The sequence below is a fragment of the Streptomyces sp. NPDC059373 genome (genome assembly GCF_042751495.1).
Lineage (GTDB): Bacteria > Actinomycetota > Actinomycetes > Streptomycetales > Streptomycetaceae > Actinacidiphila.
Genome location: NZ_JBHYXC010000024.1, coordinates 87,409 through 110,973, shown reverse-complemented (window position 1 = coordinate 110,973; position 23,565 = coordinate 87,409). Strand labels below are relative to the sequence as shown.

Annotated in this window: 21 protein-coding genes; 13 read left to right on the top strand and 8 right to left on the bottom strand. The window is 73.5% G+C overall.

Going from position 1 to position 23,565, the window contains the following annotated elements; all coding sequences use genetic code 11:
- The first annotated feature begins 18 nt into the window (after window positions 1-18).
- On the top strand, window positions 19-987 hold the full coding sequence (locus ACFXJ5_RS27625) for a phosphotransferase family protein (RefSeq protein ID WP_384636529.1): 969 nt from the start codon (window positions 19-21) through the stop codon (window positions 985-987).
- Here ACFXJ5_RS27625 and ACFXJ5_RS27620 read toward each other — a convergent pair.
- Together ACFXJ5_RS27620 and ACFXJ5_RS27615 are read right to left on the bottom strand one after the other, a co-directional pair.
- Window positions 947-1,663 (bottom strand): Clp protease N-terminal domain-containing protein, encoded by a 717-nt coding sequence (locus tag ACFXJ5_RS27620; RefSeq protein ID WP_384636526.1) that lies wholly within the window; start codon window positions 1,661-1,663, stop codon window positions 947-949. The genes ACFXJ5_RS27625 and ACFXJ5_RS27620 overlap by 41 nt on opposite strands.
- 54 nt (window positions 1,664-1,717) lie before the next feature.
- Entirely contained in the window at window positions 1,718-3,328 is a 1,611-nt protein-coding gene (locus ACFXJ5_RS27615; protein ID WP_384636524.1) for an MFS transporter, read from the bottom strand.
- 197 nt (window positions 3,329-3,525) lie between these two features.
- On the opposite strand from ACFXJ5_RS27615, the gene ACFXJ5_RS27610 reads away from it, so the two are divergent.
- From ACFXJ5_RS27610 to ACFXJ5_RS27580, 7 genes are all read left to right on the top strand, one after another.
- The gene (locus tag ACFXJ5_RS27610) at window positions 3,526-6,033 is read left to right on the top strand and encodes a SpoIIE family protein phosphatase (protein WP_384636521.1); all 2,508 of its coding nucleotides are present in this window, start codon (window positions 3,526-3,528) and stop codon (window positions 6,031-6,033) included.
- 127 nt (window positions 6,034-6,160) lie between these two features.
- The gene (locus ACFXJ5_RS27605) at window positions 6,161-6,883 is read left to right on the top strand and encodes a methyltransferase domain-containing protein (RefSeq protein WP_384636518.1); all 723 of its coding nucleotides are present in this window, start codon (window positions 6,161-6,163) and stop codon (window positions 6,881-6,883) included.
- A gap of 117 nt (window positions 6,884-7,000) precedes the next feature.
- Window positions 7,001-7,834: a M55 family metallopeptidase gene (locus tag ACFXJ5_RS27600; RefSeq protein ID WP_384636515.1), complete on the top strand. Its 834-nt coding sequence runs from the start codon at window positions 7,001-7,003 to the stop codon at window positions 7,832-7,834.
- Window positions 7,827-9,149, top strand: a complete 1,323-nt coding sequence (locus ACFXJ5_RS27595) for a M20/M25/M40 family metallo-hydrolase (RefSeq protein ID WP_384636512.1) — start codon at window positions 7,827-7,829, stop codon at window positions 9,147-9,149. The genes ACFXJ5_RS27600 and ACFXJ5_RS27595 overlap by 8 nt, the downstream gene beginning before the upstream one ends.
- Window positions 9,146-11,137: a prolyl oligopeptidase family serine peptidase gene (locus ACFXJ5_RS27590; protein ID WP_384636510.1), complete on the top strand. Its 1,992-nt coding sequence runs from the start codon at window positions 9,146-9,148 to the stop codon at window positions 11,135-11,137. Before ACFXJ5_RS27595 ends, ACFXJ5_RS27590 begins: the two co-directional genes overlap by 4 nt.
- A complete protein-coding gene (locus tag ACFXJ5_RS27585) occupies window positions 11,134-12,075 on the top strand; it encodes an LD-carboxypeptidase (RefSeq protein ID WP_384636507.1) in 942 nt (313 codons plus the stop codon). The genes ACFXJ5_RS27590 and ACFXJ5_RS27585 overlap by 4 nt, the downstream gene beginning before the upstream one ends.
- 53 nt (window positions 12,076-12,128) lie before the next feature.
- A complete protein-coding gene (locus ACFXJ5_RS27580; RefSeq protein ID WP_384636504.1) occupies window positions 12,129-13,112 on the top strand; it encodes an NAD-dependent epimerase/dehydratase family protein in 984 nt (327 codons plus the stop codon).
- A 10-nt stretch (window positions 13,113-13,122) separates the two neighbouring features.
- Here ACFXJ5_RS27580 and ACFXJ5_RS27575 read toward each other — a convergent pair whose 3' ends face one another.
- The 3 genes from ACFXJ5_RS27575 to ACFXJ5_RS27565 are packed head-to-tail and all read right to left on the bottom strand — an operon-like array spanning window position 13,123 to window position 16,343.
- Window positions 13,123-14,406 (bottom strand): GNAT family N-acetyltransferase, encoded by a 1,284-nt coding sequence (locus ACFXJ5_RS27575; RefSeq protein WP_384636501.1) that lies wholly within the window; start codon window positions 14,404-14,406, stop codon window positions 13,123-13,125.
- Window positions 14,407-14,449: 43 nt separating this feature from the next.
- Entirely contained in the window at window positions 14,450-15,559 is a 1,110-nt protein-coding gene (locus ACFXJ5_RS27570; protein WP_384636498.1) for a sensor histidine kinase, read from the bottom strand.
- On the bottom strand, window positions 15,552-16,343 hold the full coding sequence (locus ACFXJ5_RS27565) for a response regulator transcription factor (protein WP_384636496.1): 792 nt from the start codon (window positions 16,341-16,343) through the stop codon (window positions 15,552-15,554). Before ACFXJ5_RS27565 ends, ACFXJ5_RS27570 begins: the two co-directional genes overlap by 8 nt.
- A gap of 145 nt (window positions 16,344-16,488) precedes the next feature.
- On the opposite strand from ACFXJ5_RS27565, the gene ACFXJ5_RS27560 reads away from it, so the two are divergent.
- From ACFXJ5_RS27560 to ACFXJ5_RS27550, 3 genes are read left to right on the top strand one after another with little or no spacing between them, the layout of a single operon-like run.
- Window positions 16,489-17,151: a glycosyltransferase family 2 protein gene (locus ACFXJ5_RS27560; RefSeq protein ID WP_384636569.1), complete on the top strand. Its 663-nt coding sequence runs from the start codon at window positions 16,489-16,491 to the stop codon at window positions 17,149-17,151.
- Entirely contained in the window at window positions 17,148-17,768 is a 621-nt protein-coding gene (locus tag ACFXJ5_RS27555) for a DUF2064 domain-containing protein (RefSeq protein WP_384636493.1), read from the top strand. The genes ACFXJ5_RS27560 and ACFXJ5_RS27555 overlap by 4 nt, the downstream gene beginning before the upstream one ends.
- A complete protein-coding gene (locus tag ACFXJ5_RS27550; RefSeq protein WP_384636490.1) occupies window positions 17,765-18,421 on the top strand; it encodes a methyltransferase domain-containing protein in 657 nt (218 codons plus the stop codon). The genes ACFXJ5_RS27555 and ACFXJ5_RS27550 overlap by 4 nt, the downstream gene beginning before the upstream one ends.
- A 302-nt stretch (window positions 18,422-18,723) precedes the next feature.
- On the opposite strand, the gene ACFXJ5_RS27545 is transcribed toward ACFXJ5_RS27550, so the two are convergent.
- The 3 genes from ACFXJ5_RS27545 to ACFXJ5_RS27535 are packed head-to-tail and all read right to left on the bottom strand — an operon-like array spanning window position 18,724 to window position 20,819.
- The gene (locus ACFXJ5_RS27545) at window positions 18,724-19,224 is read right to left on the bottom strand and encodes a GNAT family N-acetyltransferase (protein ID WP_384636487.1); all 501 of its coding nucleotides are present in this window, start codon (window positions 19,222-19,224) and stop codon (window positions 18,724-18,726) included.
- A 33-nt stretch (window positions 19,225-19,257) separates the two neighbouring features.
- Window positions 19,258-19,668, bottom strand: a complete 411-nt coding sequence (locus tag ACFXJ5_RS27540) for a hypothetical protein (protein ID WP_384636484.1) — start codon at window positions 19,666-19,668, stop codon at window positions 19,258-19,260.
- Entirely contained in the window at window positions 19,668-20,819 is a 1,152-nt protein-coding gene (locus ACFXJ5_RS27535) for a molybdopterin-dependent oxidoreductase (RefSeq protein ID WP_384636481.1), read from the bottom strand. The genes ACFXJ5_RS27540 and ACFXJ5_RS27535 overlap by 1 nt, the downstream gene beginning before the upstream one ends.
- Window positions 20,820-20,933: 114 nt before the next feature.
- On the opposite strand from ACFXJ5_RS27535, the gene ACFXJ5_RS27530 reads away from it, so the two are divergent.
- Window positions 20,934-22,376, top strand: coding sequence for a glycosyltransferase 87 family protein (locus tag ACFXJ5_RS27530; RefSeq protein WP_384636478.1), 1,443 nt, complete (start codon window positions 20,934-20,936; stop codon window positions 22,374-22,376).
- Complete coding sequence (locus tag ACFXJ5_RS27525) at window positions 22,373-23,563, top strand: Ig-like domain-containing protein (protein ID WP_384636475.1); 1,191 nt, start codon at window positions 22,373-22,375, stop codon at window positions 23,561-23,563. The genes ACFXJ5_RS27530 and ACFXJ5_RS27525 overlap by 4 nt, the downstream gene beginning before the upstream one ends.
- Window positions 23,564-23,565: the final 2 nt, after the last annotated feature.

The following is a 23,565-nucleotide window of genomic DNA, read 5'->3' as shown; positions in this document are numbered from 1 at the left end:
GGCACTAGGCTCCGGGGCATGCTGCCTGCCGTGCACACGGACGAACAGTGGGATGCCGTCGTCGGCCACGAGGAGATCGTGCGGCCCGGCGCCGAGCGGCTGGCGGCCCGGCTGGGCCTCGGGGGCGAGTCCCTTCGCCGCTACCCCGAGGGCTCGGTGCCGGTCTACGCGGTCGGTGACCGCCATGTGCTCAAGCTGTATCCCACCGTCTGCGCCGGGGACGGGGTCGCGGAAGCGCGGGTTCTGGACCACATCCAGGGCAGGTTGCCCGTTGCGACCCCCGAACTCCACGCCTGCGGCGAGTACGAGAGCGGCTGGCGCTACGTCCTGATGTCGCAGCTCCCCGGTGAGGGGCTGGCCGGGGCGTGGCCGCGCGCGACGGGGGCGGACCAGGACCGGTTGGCCACTGCGACCGGGGAACTGCTCGCCGGGCTCCATGCCCTCGACGCGGCGCCGTTGAGCGATGCGCTCGGCCCGAAGGCATGGGGCTCCTTCCTCGCCGGGCAGCGCGCGGCGGCGGTGGAGCAGCAGCGTGAGCGCGGACTTCCTGAGGTGTGGCTCGAACAGATACCGGAGTTCCTCGAGTCCGTGCCGCTGGCCGAGGACCCGGAGCGGGTGTTGCTGCACACCGAGGTGATGCGCGAGCACCTGCTCGTCGATGCGAGCCGGTGGACGCTGAGCGGGCTCTTCGACTTCGAGCCCGCGATGATCGGCGACCGCGCCTACGACTTCGTCGCGGTCGGCGTCTTCGTCTCGCGCGGCGACCCACGTCTGCTCGGCCGGATCATGGCCGCCTACGGTCACGTCTTCCCGCCCCGCGAACTGCTCGCGCACACGCTCCTGCACGTCTACGGCAATCTGCCCTGGTACTTCAGGGTGCTGCCGGCGCCGCCGGAACCCACGCTGGACTCGCTGGCGGAGGCGTGGTTCGGCACCGCCCAGCGGGTCACCGCTGGTGCTTGCTCGCGGCGGCCAGGGCGCTGGTGATGTTGGCTTCGGCGGCCGCCTTGTCGATGCCCAGGCCGGTGAGGACGCCGGTGCCGTCCTCGAGCTCCAGGAGGGCGAGCAGGATGTGCTCGGTGCCGACGAAGTTGTGGCCCATGCGCAGGGCCTCGCGGAAGGTGAGTTCCAGGACCTTGCGTGCGCCCTGGTCGTACGGGACGAGCTCGGGCACCTCGTCGGCCGCAGGGGGGAGCGTGGCGGTGACGGCCTGGCGGACGGTTTCCAGGGGGACGCCCAGGGCGACGACGGCCGCGGCGGCGAGGGCGTCGGGCTCGCTGAGGAGGCCGAGGGCGAGGTGTTCGGGGCGGACCTGAGGACTGGCTGCCGTACGGGCTTCCTCGTGTGCGGCCATGACGACGTTCCGGGCCCGCTTGGTGAAGCGGCTGAAGCCCTGGTCGGGGTCGAGGTCCGCGGGCGTGGCGGGGTCCTTGGGGACGAAACGCTTCTGGGCGGCCTGGCGGGTGACGCCCATGCTCCGGCCGATCTCGGTCCAGGAGGCGCCGGAACGCCGTGCCTGGTCGACGAAGTGGCCGATCAGGTGGTCGGCGACGTCGGCGAGGTGGTCTGCGGCGATGACGGCGTCGGAAAGCTGGTCGAGGGTGTCGGAATGGGCCTTCTTGATGGCGTCGATGAGGTCATCGAGCCGAATGGGCTGCGTCATGTGTCAACGCTAGGTTGACACCCTCCCAACTGTCAACCGCGAGTTGACAATTGGCTACTCGCAGGGCGTGCCCCGGGTGAGCGCGTACCGCGCGCCTATGTGGTACGTCCCCGCCGACGGAGCGTAGAGCCGCGTCCAGGTGCCGGACTGGGTGAGGCAGCCGTGCAGCGAATCGGTGGCGCCTTCGATGCCGAGCCAGGGGGAGTAGGGGATGCGCAGGAGGTAGGAGCCGGGGGAGGGGATCTTGACGGTGAGGGCGGCCGGGCCGGCGTCGGTGACGGTGGCGGGGGCGGCGGCCAGGGGCTGGGGGTGGGTGACGCGGTAGACCTGCCAGTTGGTGTCGTGCCAGACGGGCTGGAGCCAGGAGAGGTGGGCGGAGGTGATGAGTTTGCTCTCGGCGAGGCCGGCGCCGTCGGGTGCGTCGGAGGGGAGGACGACGTAGCGGACGCCCCACTGGCGCAGCCAGGTGCGGTACGAGGTGGCGGTGAGGGTGCCGTCGTAGAAGAGGGGGTTGCGCTCGACGTCGGCCTGCCGGTTCCAGCCGCGGGCGAGGTTGACGTACGGGGAGAGGCCGGAGGCTTCCCAGTGGGAGCGGAGCGGTACGACCTCGACGCGGGCGGTGTCGGCGCCGAGCCTGCCGAGTTCGGTGATCAGGGGGGCGGCGTGGCGGACCGTGTCGGTGACGGGGGCGGTGTTGATCAGGTCGGTGACCGGCTTGGCGATCTGCCAGATGGCGACGCCGGCGAACGCCGCGTACAGGGCGACGGTCCGGCGGCCCCCGACCCGACCGGCCAGCGCGGCCGACAGCAGCACCACACCCCCGAAGAGCAGCGCCAGGCGTTCGGCGTTGCTGCCTATGGGCGACGGTATGGCGAAGGTGAGGGCTATGCCGACCGCGTAGACCACCGCACCGGCCCGCATGACGCGCCACTCGCGCGGCACCAGCAGGGCGACGAGCACCGCCGTGGCGAAGGGCAGCGCCGCGAAGTACCAGGCGAAGGGCTGGACTCCGTCGAAGGGGAAGAGGAGCGACGTCGCGCCGATGACCAGCGGCGGCCCGGCGGCGAGTACGTACGCCACCTTGCGGCGCCCGGTGAGGAAGAGCGCGGCGGCCAGCACCTCGACGAACAGCCCGGCGACCGGGCTGCACGCGGTGGCGAGCGCACCCAGCGCCGAGGCCCCCACCACATGGCGCGTGCCGCCCAGCACCATTTCGGCGGCCAGCAGTCCGAACAGGACGCCGAGTGCGAAGGTGACCCGGCCCGACGCCACGTCGCACCAGAGCGAGAACGCCGCCCAGAGCGCGGGGAGCAGTGGACGGGCGATGCCGGAGCGCATGACCAGCCGCGCCGCGATCGTCGCCGACAGGGTGCCCGCGAGCACGGCGGTCGTACGGACGCCGAGCAGGCCCATGACGTAGGGGGAGAAGAGACTGTACGAAGCCGGATGCATGCCCCCGTACCAGGACAAATTGTACGCAGAGTCCGGGTACTTGAGGGCGAAGTCGGTCCAGGCGTACTGGGCGGCGAGGTCGCCGGCGTCGTTGGCCAGGAAGAGCGCCCACACGATGAGGAGGACGCCGGCGAGGACGGTGGCCGCCGTCACGGGGTGCCGCAGATTCAGGCGCAGAGGCGGGAAGCGTAGGGACGGCTCCAGGACGGCCACAGTGGGTTTCCTCCAGGTGGGGTGTTGACCCCGCACCTTTCGATCTGGAGTCCGATCAGCGAAGAAGGACGCTAACACGGGCTCCTGTGGTTGCCTGCGCGCGGGCGTACGCCGGATTCGTCCATTGCCCTACGCGCCGCCTCACGGCAGCCGTACCGTGGTAGCGGAGTCGCAGATCTTCGCATCGGGAGCGCGCCATGGAACGTCGGGTACCGCCGGGCGGGGACAACCGCTCCGGTCTGTCCGGCCGGATCCCGCTCGCCGTGGTGGTCGTGGACGACGCAGGCATGGTCTCGCACTGGAGCACAGGTGCGCGCAGGCTGTTCGGGCGCGCGAAGGAGGAGGCGCTGGGCAGGCCCGCCATCGACCTGCTGCCGGTGTCGGGCGCGTTGGGCGCGGAGGCGGTCGGTGCGGCGGGCCGTGCGGGCGGCGGAGCGGCGTACGACCCCGAGGACGATCTCGGGCCGGATCTGGACGCGTCACTGAACGGAGAGACCTCCTTTCCGACCGCCGGGCGGGCGCGTTTCGCCGATGCCGACGCTGACGCCGGCGATGGCGACGGGCAGCGGGTGGACGTCCTGTGGTGGGCGTATCCGCTGGTCGGCCCGGGGCCGGAACGGCTGTTGGTGCTGGCCGCGGATGCCGGGCTCCTGCACACACCGCCCGAGGAGGCGGAAAGCCAGGACGAGTTCGAGCGGATCGCCCCCGGCTTCGCCCTGCACACGGAATTCCCGGGCGCCGACGACCTCGCCAGGCGGCTGCCGGAGATCCTGCCCAGCATGAGCGTCGCCGAGAGCCGCCGGATCGTCTCCCAGGTACTCGAACTCGGCTACCCGGTGCTGGAGATCAGCCAGCACGACCGGGTGCCGGTGACCCCGGACTGGGGTGTGCCCAAGCGGGTCGAGCGCCGCAGGCCGACGGGGCGGCCGGCCGATGCGGCGGAGGCGGGCGCGGCTGGAGCGGCGGGCGCGGCCGTCGGCGCGCGGGCGCCACAGCGGACGGGAGCGATCGAGGACGACCTCGAATACGCCGCCGTACGCGAGCGCCTGGAGTTCCTCAACGAGGTCAGCGGCCGCATCGGATCCTCCCTCGACCTGGCCCGTACGATCCAGGAGGTCAGCGCGGCAGTCGTCCCGCGCTTCACCGACGTCGCCGGGACCTATCTGCGTGAGCAGGTGCTCGCGGGCGAGGGCTTCCCGGACGGACCGCCGGACGTCACCACCATGTGGTACCGGGTCGCGCTCGAGCACAACGACGAGCCGGGGCGCTGGGACGACGTGGTGCCGGTCGGTGAGTCGATGCCCTTCCCCGAGCACACACCCTTCTTCCAGTGCATGACCAGCGGTCAGCCGGTGCTGGTGCCCCGGATCACCGAGCCGATGGGCGACGCGATCGCCTCGCAGTTCGAGAAGCGGGACATCCGGCCGCTGATCACCGGGCGGTCGATGCTCGTCGTGCCGCTGAAGGCGCGCAATGTGGTGCTCGGCTTCATGATCCTGCTGCGGCACGGCGAGCGGCCGGTCTTCAACGACATGGACCGCGTGACGGGGGCCGAACTGGCGGCGCGCGCCGGGCTCGTGCTCGACAACGCGCGGATGTACACCTACCAGGAGAACGTCGCCGACACGCTCCAGGACAGCATGCTGCCGCAGATCACCCCGCGCATGCCGGGATGCGACGTGGCCACCCGCTATCTGCCCGGGACCAGGCTGGGGAGGGTCGGCGGCGACTGGTTCGACACCATCAAGCTGCCGGGATCGCGGCTGGCACTCGTCGTCGGCGACGTGATGGGGCATGGCCTCAACTCGGCCGCCATGATGGGGCAGTTGCGGACCGCCGTGCAGACGATGGCGGCGATGGACATGCCGCCGGCGCAGCTGCTGCGCAATCTCGACGACCTGGCGCAGCGGCTCGGCGAGCACTATCTCGCGACGTGTCTGTACGCGGTCTACGATCCGGTCGAGTCCGAGCTGCTGATCGGCAACGCCGGCCATATCCCGCCGGTGCTGGTCAGGGCGGTGGACGGGCGGAGCGAGCTGCTGGAGATCCCGACCGGCGCGCCGATCGGCATCGGCGGTGTGCCCTTCGAGACGGTGAAGGTGCGGGTGGCGCCCGGCGACCGGCTGGTGCTCTGCACGGACGGGCTGGTCGAGGTGCGCGGCCAGGACATCGGGCAGGGGCTGGCCGCTCTGTGCGAGAGCGCCGCCCATCCGGCGGCGTCCATGGACGACGCCTGCGACACCATCATCCGCGCCCTGAACCGGCCCGGCGGCCGCAAGGACGACGTCGCGCTGCTCATGGCCCGGCTCAACGGCATCCCGCGCGAGGACGTCGCCATGTGGCAACTCGCCCTCGACCCACGCGAGGTGGGCCGGGCGCGTCGGCTGACCGGCGACACACTTGAGCGCTGGGGCCTCGCGGGGGCGGCCGAGACGGCCGCGCTGCTGGTCGGCGAGGTCGTCACCAATGCGGTACGGCACGCCCACACCCGGCATGTCGAGCTACGGCTCGTGCGGGCGGACACCGCGCTGCTGTGCGAGGTAACGGACGACGACCACGCCATGCCCGCGCTGCTCAGCACCGGGCCGGACGACGAGTACGGGCGCGGGATGCGGATCGTCAGCCGGCTGGCGCGGGAGTGGGGCGCGAGCCGTACCGCGCAGGGGAAGACGGTGTGGTTCGAGCAGTCGTTGCCACGGCGATAGTGCGAGGCTCGAACGCGGCATCACGGTTCACCACGGATTGTGCCGGGCGCTTGCCAGGGTCAAGTGGCGCCTGTAGTTCAGATCTTGACTGTGCGTCGGATGATCTGGTCTTCCTGGGGAGTACGCGATGAACGTGGCCGGCGGGTATCTGCAAGCGTGGGAGAGCTTCTGGCGGGATGTGCCCGACGAGCCCGGGGCCGCCTTCTGGGACTCGGAGGCGGAGGTCACGGCCGCCGGCCATCTGCCGCTCTTCGAGGGGTATGTCGACGACACCCTCCCGCTCGTCGATCTGGGGTGCGGTAACGGCACCCAGACCCGCTTCCTGGCGGGACGCTACGGCCGGGTGGTCGGCGTCGATCTCGCGGCCGCCGCCATCGAGCGCGCCCGACGGGCGGACCCGGGCGGCCTCGCGGAGTACCGGCAGCTCAACGGGGCCGACGCGGAGGCCGTACGGGCCCTGCACGCGGAACTGGGGGACGCGAACGTCTACATGCGCGGCGTACTGCACCAGTGCGAGCCGGACGAGCGCGGCCCGCTGGTCGAGGGCATCGCCGAGCTGCTCGGCGTACGGGGACGGGCCTTCGCCGACGAGCTGGCGGGCGCGGCCAAGGGCGTACTGATGGGGCTGGCGCAACAGCCGGGCGGCCCGCCCGCGAAACTCGCGGCGGTCTTCGCGCACGGCATCGCACCGGGAGAGGTCCCGGACGAGGCGATTCCCGGCTTCTTCCGGTCGGCCGGGCTCGACGTGCTGGAGCAGGGGGCGCTTCCGCTGACCACGACGGAGTACGCGGCCGACGGCACGCGGATCCAGGTGCCGACGAACTGGCTGGTGGCGGGGCGCCGGGGCTGACCGGTCCGGCGAGGGAGCCACTGCGGCGGGGCGCCAGAGGTCTGTGCCGGTGGAGTTATCCACAGGGCCGGAGGGGGCCCTGGAGCGAGCGGCGCGCACCGCGTAGCGTGACGTCCCATGAAGATCCTGATCTCGGCCGACATGGAGGGCGCCACCGGCGTGACGTGGCCCGCCGACGTGCTGCCGGGCAGCGAGCAGTGGCAGCGCTGCCGGCACATGTTCACGTCGGATGTGAATGCGGCGATCGCCGGGTTCTACGACGGTGGCGCCGACGAGGTGCTGGTCAACGAGGCGCACTGGAGTATGCGCAATCTGCTCCTGGAGCGGCTCGACGAGCGCGCCCAGATGCTCACCGGCAGGCACAAGGACCTGTCGATGGTGGAGGGCGTGCAGCACGGGGACGTGGACGGCATAGCGTTCGTCGGCTACCACACGGGCGCGGGCACGGAGGGGGTGCTGGCGCACACCTATCTGGCCAACTCCATCACCGGCGTGTGGGTCGACGGTGAGATGGCGAGCGAGGGGTACCTCAACGCGCTGGTCGTCGCCGAGTACGGGGTGCCGGTGGTGCTGGTGACCGGTGATGACCGGACGGGGATCGACGCGAAGAGCTATGCGCCGCAGGCCCGTACCGTCGCTGTGAAGGACTATGTGTCACGGTATGCGGCAGTGTGCCGGCCGCCGGCCCGGACGGCGGCGGACATCCGGGCGGCGGCGAAGGAGGCGGCCGCGCTCGCGGTGCGGCACGAGCCGCGCGAGGGCGGACCTTTCGGCGTCGAGCTGGAGTTCGACGCCGTCCATCTGGCGGGGGCGGCCACCGTGGTGCCCGGGGTGGAGCGCACCGGGGAGCGGCGGGTGACGTACACCTCGCCGACCATGTACGAGGGCATCCGGTGCTTCAAAGCGGTGACAACAGTCGTATCGGCGGCGGTGGAGGAACAGTATGGCTGACCAGGCTGACCAGCAGGCGATGGACGAGGTGGTGCGGTTCACCTCGGACCTGATCAGGATCGACACGACCAACCGGGGCGGCGGGGACGGCAACGAGCGCGCGGCCGCCGAGTATGTCGCCGAGTGGCTGGCCGAGGCCGGAATCGAGGCGCGGATCCTGGAGTCGGCACCGGGCCGGGCCAATGTCGTGGCCCGCATCGAGGGCACCGACCCCGCGGCGCCGGGCATGCTCGTCCACGGACACCTCGACGTCGTGCCGGCGGAGGCCGCCGACTGGACCGTCCACCCGTTCTCGGGCGAGGTGCGGGACGGCGTGGTGTGGGGACGCGGCGCCGTCGACATGAAGGACATGGACGCGATGGTGCTCGCCATGGTGCGTTCCTGGGCCCGCGAGGGCCGGCGGCCGCCACGCGACATCGTGCTGGCCTTCACCGCCGACGAGGAGGACAGCGCGGCGTACGGAGCCGCCTTCCTGGCCTCCGAGCACGCCGACCTCTTCGAGGGCTGTACGGAGGGCGTCAGCGAATCGGGCGGCTTCACCTTCCACGCCGGCGGCGGCCTGCGGATCTACCCCGTCGCCGCGGGGGAGCGGGGCACAGCCTGGTTGAAGCTGACCGCCCACGGCCGCGCGGGCCACGGTTCGAAGGTGAACAGGGAGAACGCGGTGAGCCGGCTGGCGGCCGCGATCACCCGGATCGGCGAGCACGAATGGCCGGTGCGGATCATCCCGACCGTGAGGGCGGCGCTGACCGAACTGGCCGCGCTGCACGACATCGAACCCGACTTCGACGACGTGGACGCGCTGCTGGCCAAGCTCGGCCCGGCGGCGGCGCTGGTCGAGCCGACCGTCCGCAACAGCGCCAACCCGACGATGCTGCAGGCCGGTTACAAGATCAACGTCATCCCGGGCCATGCGACCGCGTACGTGGACGGGCGGATGCTGCCGGGCGGCGAGGAGGAGTTCGCCAAGACCCTGGACCTGCTCACCGGGCCCGAGGTGGACTGGGAGTTCCAGCACCGGGAGATCCCGCTGCAGGCCCCGCTGGACTCGCCGACCTACGCGGCGATGGCCGAGGCGCTGCGGCACTTCGACCCCGACGGCCATGTGGTGCCGTACTGCATGGGCGGCGGCACCGACGCCAAGCAGTTCTCGCGGCTCGGGATCACCGGCTACGGCTTCTCGCCGCTGAAGCTGCCCGAGGGCTTCGACTACGCGGGGATGTACCACGGGGTCGACGAGCGGGTGCCGGTCGAGGCGCTGCACTTCGGCGTCCGGGTGCTCGACCGCTTCCTGATGGGCGGGGACGCCGTATGACCCGCGTCGCGTCCTACGGCGCCTGGGAGTCGCCGATCGACGCGGGGACGGCCGCGTCCCACGACGGACGCCCCGAATACCCCGGCACGGTCGGCGACGAGGTGTGGTGGACCGAACCCCGTCCGGCCGAGGGCGGCCGTCGCGCGCTGGTGCGGCGCCGGGCCGACGGCAGCACGGCATCGGTGCTCCCCGCGCCCTGGAACGTCCGGACCCGGGTCATCGAGTACGGCGGCCGCGCCTGGGCGGGCACGACCGGATCGGGCGGCGGCCCTCTGGTGGTGTTCTCCCACTTCCCCGATCAGCGGCTGTACGCGTACGAGCCCGACGAGCCCGGCGCCGAGCCGAGACCGCTGACCCCGGTGTCGTCCGTGGGCGGCGGGCTGCGCTGGGCCGACCCCCAGGTGCGCCTGGACCGGGGCGAGGTGTGGTGCGTCCTGGAGGAGTACACGGGGGACGGGCCGAGCGATGTGCGCCGGGTGACAGCCGCCGTGCCGCTGGACGGCTCCGCCGCCGAGGACCGGGACGCGGTGCGCGAACTGTCCGACGACGCCCACCGGTTCGTGACCGCGCCCCGGCTGTCCCCGGACGGGCGGCAGGCGGTGTGGATCGCCTGGGACCACCCCCGTATGCCCTGGGACGGCACCGAGCTGAAGATCGCCGACATCGCGGAGGACGGCCGCTTCACCGGGACCCGCACCCTCATCGGCGGCCCCGAGGAGTCCGTCGCACAGGCGGAATGGGCCGTGGACGGCTCCCTGCTGGCGGCCACCGACCGCACCGGGTGGTGGAACCTGCACCGCGTCGACCCCGGGACCGGGGAGGCGGTCAACCTGTGCCCGCGCGAGGAGGAGTTCGCCGGACCGGGCTGGCAGATGGGGGCCCGCTGGTTCACGCCGCTGGACACCGGGCTGATCGCGGTCCTGCACGGCAGGGGCGCGCTCCGTCTGGGCCTGCTCGACCCGGCCACCGGCGAACTCACCGACGCCGCAGGGCCGTGGACCGAGTGGGCCGGCGGCCAGCTCACCGCGTCCGGCACCAGGGTCATCGGCACCGCCGCGAGCCCGCGCACCGCCCACGAGGTCGTCGAGCTCGACACCGCCACCGGGCGGGCCCGCGTCATCGGCGCCGCCCACCACGACACCGTGGACCCGGACTACCTCCCCGATCCCGTCGAGCGGGTCTTCACGGGCCCCGGCGGCCGCGAGATCCACGCCCACGTCTACCCGCCGCGCAACCCCGGCTTCGCCGCGCCCGAAGGGGAACTGCCGCCGTACGTGGTGTGGGTGCACGGCGGCCCGACCAGCCGGGTCCCGCTCGTCCTCGATCTGGAGGTCGCCTACTTCACCTCGCGCGGCATCGGCGTCGTCGAGGTCAACCACGGCGGCTCGACGGGCTACGGCCGCGCCTACCGCGAACGGCTGCGCGGACAGTGGGGAGTCGTCGAGGTCGAGGACTGCGCCGCCGTCGCCCGGGCCCTGGCCGACGAGGGCGGCGCCGACGGCACCCGGCTCGGCATCCGGGGCGGCAGCGCGGGCGGCTGGACCAGCGGGGCCTCGCTGGCCTCGAGCGACCTCTACGCCTGCGGCACGATCAGGTATCCCATCCTCGACCTCTACAGCTGGGCGGCCAACGGCGAGACCCACGACTTCGAGTCCCGCTACCTGGAATCCCTCATCGGCCCATTGGCGGAGGTCCCCGAGCGGTATCGCGAGCGCTCCACGATCAACCGCACCGACCGGATCAGCGCGCCCTTCCTCCTGCTCCAGGGGCTGGACGACGTGATCTGCCCGCCCGTGCAGTGCGAACGCTTCCTGGAGCGGATCGCCGGGCGCGGCATCCCGCACGCGTACCTCTCCTTCGAGGGCGAGGGACACGGCTTCCGCCGCGCGGACACCATGATCGCCTCCCTGGAGGCCGAACTGTCGCTGTACGGGCAGACCTTCGGCTTCGACCCGCCCGCCGTACCGCGTCTGGAGCTCGCCACATGACCACCCTCACGCCACTGCTCCGTCCCCGCCGGCTCGCGCCGGGCGACCGCGTCGCCGTGGTCGCCGCCAGCGGGCCCGTGGTGCCCGAGCGGCTCGACGTGGGGCTCGACATCCTGCGCGGCTGGGACCTCGACCCCGTCGTGGCCCCGCACGTCCTGGACCGGCACCCCCGCCTCGACTATCTCGCCGGGGACGACGAAGCGCGTGCCCGTGACTTCCAGGACGCCTGGTGCGATCCGGCCGTGGCCGCCGTGATGTCCGCCCGCGGCGGCTACGGCGCGCAGCGCATGATCGACCTGCTCGACTGGGATGCCCTGGCGGCGGCCGGCCCGAAGGTCTTCATCGGCTTCAGCGATGTGACGGTCCTTCACGAGGCGTTCGCCCGGCGCCTCGGCCTCGCCACGCTGTACGGGCCGGTGGCGGCAGGTGTCGCCTTCACCAAGGACGAGCCCACCCGCGAGCACCTGCGCCGGACCCTCTTCGAGCCGGAGACCGTGCGGACCCTCACCTCGGCGACCGCCGCGCCCCTGGTGCCCGGCCGGGCGGGCGGCGTCACGGTGGGCGGCTGCCTGGCGATGCTCGCCGCCGACATCGGCACCCCGCACGCCCGGACCGGCCTGAGCGGCGGCATCCTCGTCCTGGAGGACATCGGCGAACGGCCCTACCAGCTCGACCGGCTCCTCACCCAACTGCTCCGCTCCGGCCTCCTCGACGGCGTCGCCGGCATAGCCCTCGGCTCCTGGCGCGACTGCGGGCCGCCGGAGGAGGTGCGGGCGGTCCTGCTGGACCGGCTCGGCAGCCTGGGCGTCCCGGTCGTGGAGGAGCTGGGCTTCGGGCACTGCGACAGCTCCCTCACCGTGCCGCTCGGGGTCCCGGCCGTCCTGGACGCCGACGCCGGGACGCTGACGCTGGAGGTGCCGGCTCTTACGGAGCTGTGACGTCGGGGCCCGCCGCCGCCCGACAGCCGGGTTTGTGACCTACGGTCGGCCCCATGCTGGTACTCGTCACCGGAGGGGCCGGTTTCATCGGCTCCCACATCGTCACCGCCCTGACCGCAGCCGGGCTCGGCGTCCGCGTCCTCGACGCCAACGGCCCCGGGCCGCACGCCGACGTACGCGACCGTGCGGCCGTCGACGAAGCGCTGCGCGGCGTCGACGCGGTCTGCCACCAGGCCGCCATGGTCGGCCTCGGCAAGGACTTCGCCGACGCGCCCGAATACGTGAGCCGCAACGACCTCGGCACGGCGGTGCTGCTCGCCGCGATGGCCGCGAGCGGCGTACGGCGGCTGGTGCTCGCCGGGTCGATGGTCGTCTACGGCGAGGGGCGCTACGACTGTGAGTGGCACGGCACCGTACGCCCCGGGCCCCGGCGGGTCGCCGACCTCGACGCCGGGCAGTTCGAGCCGCCGTGCACGCTGTGCGGGGAGCCGCTCAGCCCCGGCCTCGTCGGCGAGGACGCCCCGGCCGACCCCCGCAATGTCTACGCCGCCACCAAACTCGCCCAGGAGCACCTGGCCGCCGCCTGGGCCCGGGCCGTCCAGGGGCGGGCGGTCTCGCTGCGCTACCACAATGTCTACGGCCCCGGCATGCCCCGCGACACGCCGTACGCGGGCGTCGCCGCCCTCTTCCGTTCCGCGCTGGCCGGCGGTGAGGCGCCGCGGGTCTTCGAGGACGGCGGCCAGCGGCGCGACTTCGTCCACGTACGGGACGTCGCGGCGGCGAACCTCGCCGCGCTCGGCGCCGACGGGACCGCGCCGGGGGAGCTGCGCGCGTACAACGTCGGCAGCGGCGAGCCGCGCACCGTGGGCGAGCTGGCGAGCGCGCTCGCGGCGGCCTGCGGCGGCCCGGCCCCCGTCGTCACCGGCGAGTACCGGCTCGGCGACGTCCGGCACATCACGGCCTCCTCGCGGCGGCTGCGCGACGAGCTCGGCTGGAAACCGGCCGTCCGCTTCGAGGACGGCATCGCCGAGCTGTGAACGCCCCGGTCTAGAAGTCGTCCGGGCACCACGGAGCGACGGCGCTGCGCAGCAGCAGGTCGGCCTCCAGGGCGGCGCCGGGGCGCAGTTCGCGGACCAGCCCGGCGGCGGTGAGGCGCGGGACCGACTCGCCGCCGAGGTAGAGCGAGCCCAGGGCGCCGGCGTCCATCGACAGGTCGGCCGGGTCCTCGGTGCGGGTGGCCCTGCCGGTGCCGTCGGCGGCGGCCTCGACGGCCCAGCGCCCGGCCGCGTAGCCCGCCGGGTCGGCGACCTCCAGGACGGTGCGGCCGGGCACCCGGTACGTACGAGCGCCGAAGGCGGCCGGCACGTCGAGGACGCGCAGCCACAGGGAGTCGATGGATTCGGACGTCGGCCGGGCCGCCCGGGGGTTGTTGAGCAGCAGCGGCAGCGGATCGTCGGGCGCGATGTTGTCGACCACGACCTTGCGCACCCAGTCCACCGAGAAGGCGTACCGCCACAACGCCTCGGCGGTCTCGCGGTCGGTGGCCATGTGGTCGAGGACGGTGAGGGTGCAGTCCGGGCGGCCGTCGCCCCAGCCGCTCTCGACGCGGTAGGCCAGCAGCCCGGTCACCTCGCCGTCGGCCGCCCGGTGCAGCGCGACGAACGGCTCCTTGAAGGGCGACGCGCCCGGCCGGGCGATCTCGCCGGTGTACCACTGCCACCACCATGCCGGGCGGCTGATCGCGCCGGGCTGCGTCACGCGGTGCCGGTCGTGCAGCTCCGGCCCGACCTTGCGCAACTCCTCCATCGTCGCGAGGTCGATACGGCCCGCGCCGCCGGTGCCGACGCCCGGCCGCAGACCGCCTGAGGAGGAAAGCGCGATCTCGTACCCCGCCTTCCGGACGGCCGGGCCGAAGCCGTAGCGGCCGTAGATGGCGTACTCGGCGGCCATCAGGATCGACACGGCCTCCCCACGCGCGTGCGCGGTCGCCAGGTCCAGCTCCATCATCCGGGTCAGCAGACCGCGCCTGCGGTGCGTGGCCGTCACCGTCACGCTCGCGACCCCGTCGGCGGCGAGCGTCGCGCCGCCCGGCACCGTGAGGTCGAAGGGGATACTGCGGAACGTCCCGACGCAGCGGGCCCCGTCGTACGCGCCGAACCAGCGGCCGGGCTCGAAGGTCCGCCTCCGCCAGCCCATGTCGTCCTTCTGGAACGGGGCCAGGAAGCCGGCCTGTACGGCCCGGCCCCACTCGTCGATGTCGTCCTCACGGACCACCCGGACGACGAGATCCTGCTGCCGGTCCCCGTGCTCAGCGCTCGGCTCGATACCCATGCGGTGCACGCTACGGCGCCCACCGGCTCGGGCGCATCCGGATTCAGCCCGCCGCAGGCAGCACGACCTCGAAGCGGCAGCCGCCCGGAACATTCCGTACCGCCGCGCGGCCGGAGTGGGCCTCGACGATGCCGCGCACGATGGCGAGGCCCAGGCCGGCGCCGGCGGGCGGGGTGCGGGCGTCGGTGCCGCGCCAGCCGGTGTCGAAGACACGGGGGAGGTCCTCGGCGGGGATGCCGCCGCAGCCGTCGGTGATGGACAGGACGACCGAGTTGTCGAGGCGGTGCGCGGCCACGGCGACGGTGCCGTCGGCCGGGGTGCGGTGGATGGCGTTGACGAGCAGATTGGCCAGTACGCGGGTCATCTCACGGCCGTCGACCTCGACCGGCACGGCCTCCACGCCGTCGCCGACCAGCCGGACGCCGTGCTCCCGGGCCAGGGGGTCCGCACCGGCTATGGCGTCGCCCACGAGGTCGTACGCGGACATGCGTGTGGGCGCGAGGGCCAGGACGCCCGCCTGGATGCGGGAGAGTTCGAAGAGGTCGCCGACCATCTCGCTGAGCCGTTCCACCTCGGCGAGGATCCGGGCGTGGTAGCGCGGGGGATCGTCGGCGACACCGTCCTCCAGGGCCTCGGCCATCGCGCGCAGACCGGCGAGCGGGGTGCGCAGGTCGTGCGAGATCCAGGCCACCAGCTCCCGCCGGGAGGCTTCGAGGGCCTGCTCGCGCTCCCGCGAGGCGGCGAGCCTGGCGCTGGTGGCGGCCAGTTCGCGGCCCAGCTCGGCGAGTTCGGCGGTGGGGGCGGCGTCCGGCGCGGCGAAGCCGTCGCCGTCACCGAAGGCGCGGGTCGCGGCGGCCAGGGCGCGGCTGCCGGCGACGACGCTGCGGCCGAGGATCAGCGCCATGACGAGCGAGACGACGGCGGCTATCGCGCAGACCGTCGTGACGACGCCGAGGTCGTGCGAGGACAGGAACATCGCCCACGCCACCGACAGCGTCCCGGCGAGCATCGCGGCGACCGTGACGGCCGCGACGACGGCGAGCGACAGGGCGACCGAGCGGTGCCGCAGCAGGCGCAGCGCGATCGAGCCGAGGACACCGGCGGTGGCCGCGCCGAGGGCCGCGTAGGCGGCGATGAGGAGCAGGTCATGCATCAGTGGCCTCCCCTTGCCCGTGGGCCTGCCCATCCGCCTGCCCGTCGGTCTGCCCGTCGGGCAGGGGCAGATCGAACCGGTAGCCGACGCCCCACACGGTGCTGATCAGCCGGGGCCGCGCCGGGTCGTCCTCGACCTTCTCGCGCAGCCGCCGCACATGGACGGTCACCGTGGACAGGTCGCCGAACTCCCAGCCCCACACCCGGTGCATCAGCTCCTCGCGGCCGACCACCCGGCCCGGGTGCCGCAGGAAGAAGGCGAGCAGGTCGAACTCACGGATGGTGAGGGCGAGTTCGCTGCCGGAACGGAGGGCGCGCCGGGCCACCGGGTCCAGGGCGAGCGACCCGGCGCTCAGCCACGGCTGCCCGGCGGGGGCGGTGGCGGGGGTGGTCGCCGCGCCCGCCCGGCGCAGGACGGACTCGACGCGCAGGACGAGCTCGCGCGGGCTGAAGGGCTTGGTGACGTAGTCGTCCGCGCCGACCTCCAGGCCGAGGATCCGGTCGTCCTCGTCTCCCCGCGCGGTCAGCATGACCACCGGCACCTGGCCCTGCTCCTCCCGGATCCGGCGGCACACCTCCAGCCCGTCCAGCCCCGGCAGCATCAGGTCGAGGACGACCAGATCGGGCCGTACGGCCACCGCGCGCGCCACCGCCGCGGGGCCGTCGCAGGCCCGGTCCACGGCGAAGCCGGCGCGGGCGAGGTAGCCGGCGACGACCTCGGCGACGGTCGGGTCGTCGTCCACGACGAGGATCCGGCGGGGGGTGGTTTCTGGGGCGGTGGTCACGTTTTGAGTCTTGCACCGGCGACGGGTCGCCGGATCCCCGGAAGGGGGCCGGGTGGGGGACGTCCTTGTTTCGTAAGGAGCCGAGGTCCTGAATGTCCCGATTCCCGTTCGTACTGTCAGAGGCGTGACCGACTCTCCTTGTGTTGTGGATGTTGTGCTGCCCTGCCTCGACGAGGCGGCCGCGCTGCCCTGGGTGCTGGAACGGATCCCGCCCGGCTGGCGCGCGATCGTGGTCGACAACGGCTCCACGGACGGCTCGGCCGAGCTCGCCGCATCCCTGGGCGCGTACGTGGTGCGGGAATCCCGGCGCGGCTTCGGCGCCGCCTGCCACGCCGGGCTGCGTGCCGCGACGGCCGACGTGGTCTGCTTCTGCGACTGCGACGCCTCGCTCGACCCCGGGCTGCTGCCCTCCGTCGCCGACCCGGTGCTGGACGGCTCCGCCGACCTCGTACTCGGCCGCCGACGCCCCGTCGACCGGGGCGCCTGGCCGCCGCACGCCCGTCTGGCCAACCTGGAGCTGGCCCGCCTCATCCGCCGCCGTACGGGCCTTCGGCTGCGCGACCTCGGGCCGATGCGCGCCGCCCGCCGCGAACCGCTGCTCGCCCTCGGCCTGGCCGACCGCCGCTCCGGCTACCCCCTGCAGATGCTGGTCCGGGCCGCCGACGCGGGCTGGCGGGTACGGGAGACGGACGTGCCGTACCACCCGCGTACGGGACGCTCCAAGGTCACCGGCACATGGCGCGGGACCTGGCACGCGGTACGGGACATGCGGGCCGTGCTGGCGGAACCGGCGGGTGGCGTGCGATGACCACCCTGCTCGTCATCGCCAAGGAGCCGCTGCCCGGCCGGGTCAAGACCCGCCTGACGCCGCCGTACAGCCCGGACGAGGCCGCCGCCCTGGCCGAGGCGGCCCTCGCCGACACGCTCGACGCCGTTCTGCGCGCCCCCGCGCGGCGCCGGGTGCTGGTCCTGGAAGGGGCGCCGGGGCCGTGGCTGCCGGCCGGCTTCGACGTCGTACCGCAGGTGCCGGGCGGCCTGGACGAACGGCTCGCGGCGGCCTTCGCCGGGTGCGACGGGCCTTCGCTGCTGATCGGGATGGACACCCCGCAGCTCACCCCGGCGCTGCTCGCCCCGGCGCTGGCGGCGGACGCCTGGCGGCACTGCGACGCGTACTTCGGCCCGGCGGCCGACGGCGGCTTCTGGGCGCTCGGCTTCGCGGAGCCCGCCCCGGAGCTCGTGCGGGGCGTGCCCATGTCGACGCCCACGACGGGCGCCGTCCAGCGGCGCAGGCTGAACGACGCCGGGCTCCGAGTGCGCGATCTGGCGCCGCTGCGTGACGTGGACACCGCCGCCGACGCCGCCGAGGTCGCCGCGCTCGCCCCCGGCACCCGCTTCGCCCGGGCCCTCCGGGTGGCCGTCCGATGAGCCAGGTGACCGCCACTGCCTCCGAGCCCTGGGTGGACGACCCCTACGCCCTGGCCCTGCACAACGGCCGCGGCCCGCTCTTCCTGCGCCGGTCCGACGGCTGGCTGCTCCCGCTGGAGGTCGAGCGCTGGTGCGCCGGCCCCGACGCCGCCGACGCCGCACTGCTGCGCCGCTGCCGGGGCCCCGTGCTCGACATCGGCTGCGGACCCGGGCGGCTGGTCGCCGCCCTCGCGGCATACCGGCTGCCCGCCCTCGGCGTCGACGTCAGCCCCGCCGCCGTCGCCCGCACCCGCGGCGCCGGGGGCGCGGTGCTGCGCCGCTCCGTCTTCGACCGGCTCCCGGCGGAAGGACGGTGGGCCACCGCCCTCCTCGTCGACGGCAACATCGGCATCGGCGGCGACCCGCGCGCCCTCCTCACCCGGGTACGCGAACTCGTTTCCGCCGGCGGCTCCTTGCTGGCCGAGGCCGCCCCGTACGACGTCGACGAACGCCTCACCGTCCGCGTCCAGGACGCCCGCGGCCACCACGGCCGCGACTTCCCCTGGGCCCGCCTCGGCCCTGCGGCCCTGCGGACCGCGGCGGCCACCACGGGGTGGGCGGTGGCCGGCGAATGGGCCGTCGAGGGGCGGCGCTTCGCGGAGCTGCGGCGCTAGGGTCTGTCTTGTGGATCTCCGTGGGAGAAGGAGCGGGGTCTGGCGCCTGTGATCGCAAGGCGGTGGGGCACCCCCAGCCGCCAGGGCTGGGGGAGAAGGAAGCGACGCGGTGGGGGCACCTCCCAGCCGCCAGGCTGGGGGACGTCGTTGACTGACGACAACGCCGCGAGCTCCCCCAGCCCTGGGGGCTGGGAGGTGCCCCCAGTGCCAGGGCACGCGACGCCGCGGAGATCCACAAGACAGGCCCTACGCCTGTCCGGCGATCCCGAGTGCCGTGGAGAAGGTCCGCCCCGACAAGGCACTCACAAGGTGCGCTCCATGCACACCAGTTCGTCCCGCTCGTCCCACGACTCGGTGACGGTGAAACCAAGCCGTTCGTACAGGGCGATGGCACTTGCCCGCCACTTCCACACCGACAGCCGGACCGTGCCGACTCCGCTCTCCGCAGCATGCGCAAGCGCGGCGCTGACCAGGGCGGACGCGATGCCCCGGCCCCGGGATGCCGGGTCCGTCCAGAGCCTTTTCACCTCTGACCGTCCCTCGACGGGGGCGGTCACCACCAGGCAGCCCACAGCGGTGTCCCCGCTCAACGCCACCAGCACGGCATCGTCGGCGAACGCGGTCCGGGGGTTCAGGACCTCCGCCCGGTAGCGGTCCGGCAGCTCGTCCACGCCGGCAACGGCCTGGCCCTTCTCGGCCTCCGTCTGCAGATGGTAGGCCGCCAACAGCCCCCGCAGCCCGTCCTCGGCGGAAGGGCTCTGGCCTGGCCGGCGGACGATGACAACCTCGCGTTGATCAGTCACAACGGCAGCATGACACGAGCCGCCGGCCCCCTCCTACGGCCGCCGCTTGCGCCCGAGCAGGCGCAGCGCCCACCAACCCGCCGTCGCTGTGGCGACGGCCCCCAGCGCGATCAGCAAGCCGAGCGGATAGTTCAGCGGCAGCACCGTCGCGTTGGTCGGCCGCCCGGGCCGGAGCAGCACCGGCAGGGCCACGGCGGTCAGGCAGGCGGCGACGATCAGGGCGGCGCGGAGGGGGCGGCGGATCCGTACGGGCAGGAGCGCCCCGATCCCCAGCACCACCGGCACCAGGACACCGTCGTGCAGTACCACGGCGCCGACCAGCCACTCCAACACCGCCAGCGGGGCCTTGACCTGGCGATCCGTCAGCAGCAGCCACGCACCGAAGGCCATGCCAGCGACCCCGGCCCCGCCCGCCACCATGCGCACGGCCCGCACGGTACGCATCAGATGACCTCCAGCCGGGAGACCCACTTGGTCTGCAGGACGCCCGGCCGGTTCGGCGCGATGATGCGGGCCGGGAAGCCGTGGTCGAGGGAGAGCGGCTCGCCGTTCAGCGAGAGGGCGAGCAGGGTCAGCGGGTCGCGCGCGTAGGAGGCGCCCATCTCCATGACCGCGTAGGCGCCGTGCTGCTGCAGGGACACCACACGCAGCCGCGATCCGGGCGGCGCGCCGGCGCGGTCGAGGAGGTCGCGGATGCGTACGCCCGTCCAGTGGGCGTTCTTGCTCCAGCCCTCGACGCAGGCGATGGGGAGCACGGCGGAGTGGACGGCCAGAGCGCGCAGTTCGGGGAGGGTGAGTTCGTACGGGCGGGGGCCGGCCACCTGCAGTCGCCAGTCCGCGAGGCGGTCGGGGGTGATGGCGGCGGCAGCGGCGGTGCGGTTGATGGGCAGGCCCTGGGGGCCGTGGTCGGGGTGGCGGGGCGCGAGGAGGTCGAAGTCCTTGAGCGGGGTGAAGGACTGGCCGCCGGTGGTGAGGGTCACGGCGCCGACGGCCGCGCCCACGGCGGCGACGAAGGCGCGCCGGTCGGGGCCGTCGGTGGCGGGCAGTTCGAAGGTGCCGGGGGACCGGCGGGACCAGTGGGCGGCGATCACGGGAGCCTTCACCGCGATGTGCAGCAGCAGCGCGCCTGCCGCGACCCAGGCCAGCGCCCAGTGCACGGGCCGGAAGTTCCAGGGCCAGGGATACCACTGGACGGTGTTCAGGATCCCGGTGACGATCTGCAACAGCACGCTCGCGACCAGCACCCCGATCGACAATCGCTCCAGCGCCTGCCGCACCGAGCGGGCAGGCGGCCAGACGAACAGCCGAGGGTACACAGTCCACAGTTTCGCGAGCAGCAGCGGAATCGCCGCGATCCCGCTCGCCACATGCAGCCCCTGGGTGAGCCGGTACCCCCACACGGGACGGCTCGGCAGGACGTCCGCCGCCCAGCCCGGCGGCTGCTGGAGGTAGTGGCTGATCAAGCCGGTCACGAAGCAGACCGCGATCGCCGCACCCAGCGCACGGCCGAGGACCGTCGCCGTACGGGCGTCGTGCAGCCGCCCCTTGAAGACCGGGAGCGGCGGCCTGGGGAGGCGGGGGAGGTTGGTTCGCATGTCTCCATCACACCCCCGACCAGGCCCGGAGAGGGGCCGCCGACACCTTACGGAATGCGGACGGACGGCCCCGCAAGATCCCCACGGCCGCCTCCGGCTGCGACGGTGGGTGGCGTGGGAATCCGTACTGCCGCCGTCAGAAGCCAAGCCGCCGTCAGAGGCCGAGCCATCGTCAGAGGCCGAGCCGCCGTCACCGCCGCCCTCCTCGCCGCGCTCACCGCGGTCGTCGCCGCCACCCTCCGCCTCGGGGGCGTGCGGGCCGACGACAACCACGGCCGCCTGCTGCTCTGGTACGCGGCCGCGTGGGCGCTCTTCGCGGCCGCGGCCTGGACCGTGCGCAAGGTCCCGGTCCGGGCGGCGACGGTCCTGGTCCTGGTGGGCGGCGCCGCGATCGCCGTAGCGGCGCTGGCCGCCCCGCCCCGGACCAGCGACGACATGTACCGCTACGCGTGGGACGGCCGCGTCCAGGCCGCCGGGATCTCCCCGTACGCCTACCCGCCCGCCGCGCCCGAGGTGGCGGCGCTGCGCGACGGCTGGCTCTTCCCGCAGGGCAGCGCCTGCGACGACTGGCAGTCGCACCGGGTCGGCGACAGCCTGTGCACGCTCATCAACCGCCCCACCGTGCACACCATTTACCCGCCCGTCGCCGAGGGCTGGTTCCTCGCCGTCCACGAGGCGAGCCCCGCCGGAGCCCGCCACCAGCCGGTACAGATCGGCGGCGCCCTCCTGGCCACCGGGACCACCCTCGGGCTGCTCGCCGTACTGCGGCGGCGCGGCGGCGATCCGCGCGGTGCCGCGCTGTGGGCGTGGTGCCCGGCGGTGCCCTTCGACGCCGTCAACAACGCGCACATCGACACCCTCGGCGTGCTGCTCACCGTCCTCGCCCTCGGCACCGCGCGGCCCGGTGCCCGCCGCGGCGTGCTGCTCGGCGCCGCCGTCGCCGTCAAGCTGCTGCCCGTACTCGCCCTCCCCGGCGCGCTGTCCGGAAGGCCGGGCCCCGGCAGGACCGCCCGCGTCGTCCTGGGCGCCGCCCTCGCCGTCGGGCTCGCGTATCTGCCGTACGTCCTGGCCTCCGGCGCCGGCGTCCTCGGCTACCTCCCCGGCTATCTGCACGAGGAGGGCTACGCGTCCGGCGACGTACGCCGCTTCGCGCTGCTCCGCCTCCTCCTGCCCGACCGGGCGGCGGGCCCGGCCGTCGTCCTGCTGATCGCCGCCGCCGCGCTGTACGTCTGGCGCCGCGGCGACCCCGCCCGGCCCTGGCGCGGCGCACTGCTGGTCACCGGCACCGCGCTGCTGCTCACCTCACCGGCCTATCCCTGGTACGCGTTGCTCGTCGTCGCCCTCGTCGCGCTCGACGGCCGCTGGGAGTGGCTCGCGATCCCGGCCGCCGGGGCGGCTCTTTACGTGGGCGGTGTCCAGCAGAGCGTTTCGTACGGCGCTGCCGGGCTAGTCGTACTCGGTGGGACGCTCATCCGCCGAACCGGGAGCCGGACGGGCGGTGGCCCACGTCTGTACGTACACAAGCGCGAATCACCGAGGGAGGACCTCCCCGTATGAAGCGTGAGTCCCGTGGCACCGTTCTGGCCGTCCTGGCCGTCATATCCGCCCTCGTCCTCACCCTCACCGCCTGCAGTGGCTCGGGCGGCTCCGCGGGCGCGGGCGGCTCGGGCAAGAAGTCGCCCGCCGCCGCCATCACCGTCAGCCCCGCCTCCGGCGGCCGGGCCGTCGCCGTGAACCGCAAGGTCACCGTCCGCGCCACCTCCGGCACCCTCACCGCCGTCGAGGTCACCGCTCCCGGCCCCGGCAAGCTGCGCGGCACCTTCTCCGGCGACAAGGCCACCTGGACCTCCGCCGACCGCCTCGCACCGGGCGTCACCTATACCGTCACCGCCGGCGGCACCGCCTCCGGCGGCAAGCGCCTCACCAAGAGCGCCACCTTCACCACCGCCGAGCCGACCGCGAGCGTCGTCGGCGAGTACTACCCCGACCAGGGCACGACGGTCGGCGTGGGCATGCCCGTCTCCATCGTCTTCAACAAGCCCATCCAGGACCGCGCCGCCGTAGAACGCCGCCTGTCCGTCACCACCTCCCCCGCCGTCAGCGGCTCCTGGAGCTGGATGAAGGACCGCTCCGGCCGCGACCGTGTCGACTACCGCCCCCGTGCGTACTGGAAGTCCGGCACCGCCGTCACCATCCGCATGACCCTCGACGGCATCGACACCGGCGGCGGCGTCTACGGCACCCAGAACCGCGTCGTGCACTTCACCATCGGCACGTCTGTCGTCAGCACCGTCGACACCTCCATCAAGCACCTCACCCTCCGCCAGGACGGCAAGGTCCTCCGCACCCTCCCCGTCTCCACCGGCAAGAAGGGCTACGAGACCTGGAACGGCACCATGGTCGTCCTCGGCAAGGTCCCCAGCATCACCATGAACTCCCGCACGGTGAAGATCTTCGGCACCCAGGCCTACAACCTCAAGGACGTCAAATGGGACGTCCAACTCACCCCCTCCGGCACCTATGCCCACGCCGCCCCCTGGAACCAGGGCAAGTTCGGCCGGGTCAACGGCAGCCACGGCTGCATCGGCATGAGCACCGCGGACGCCAAGTGGTTCTACAGCCACGTGGGCGTCGGCGACGTGGTCACCGTCCTCCACTCCACCGCCACCGTCCCGGTCAACAACGGCTACGGCGACTGGAACGTCAGCTGGGCCGCCTGGCAGGCCGGAAGCGCCCTGCACTGACG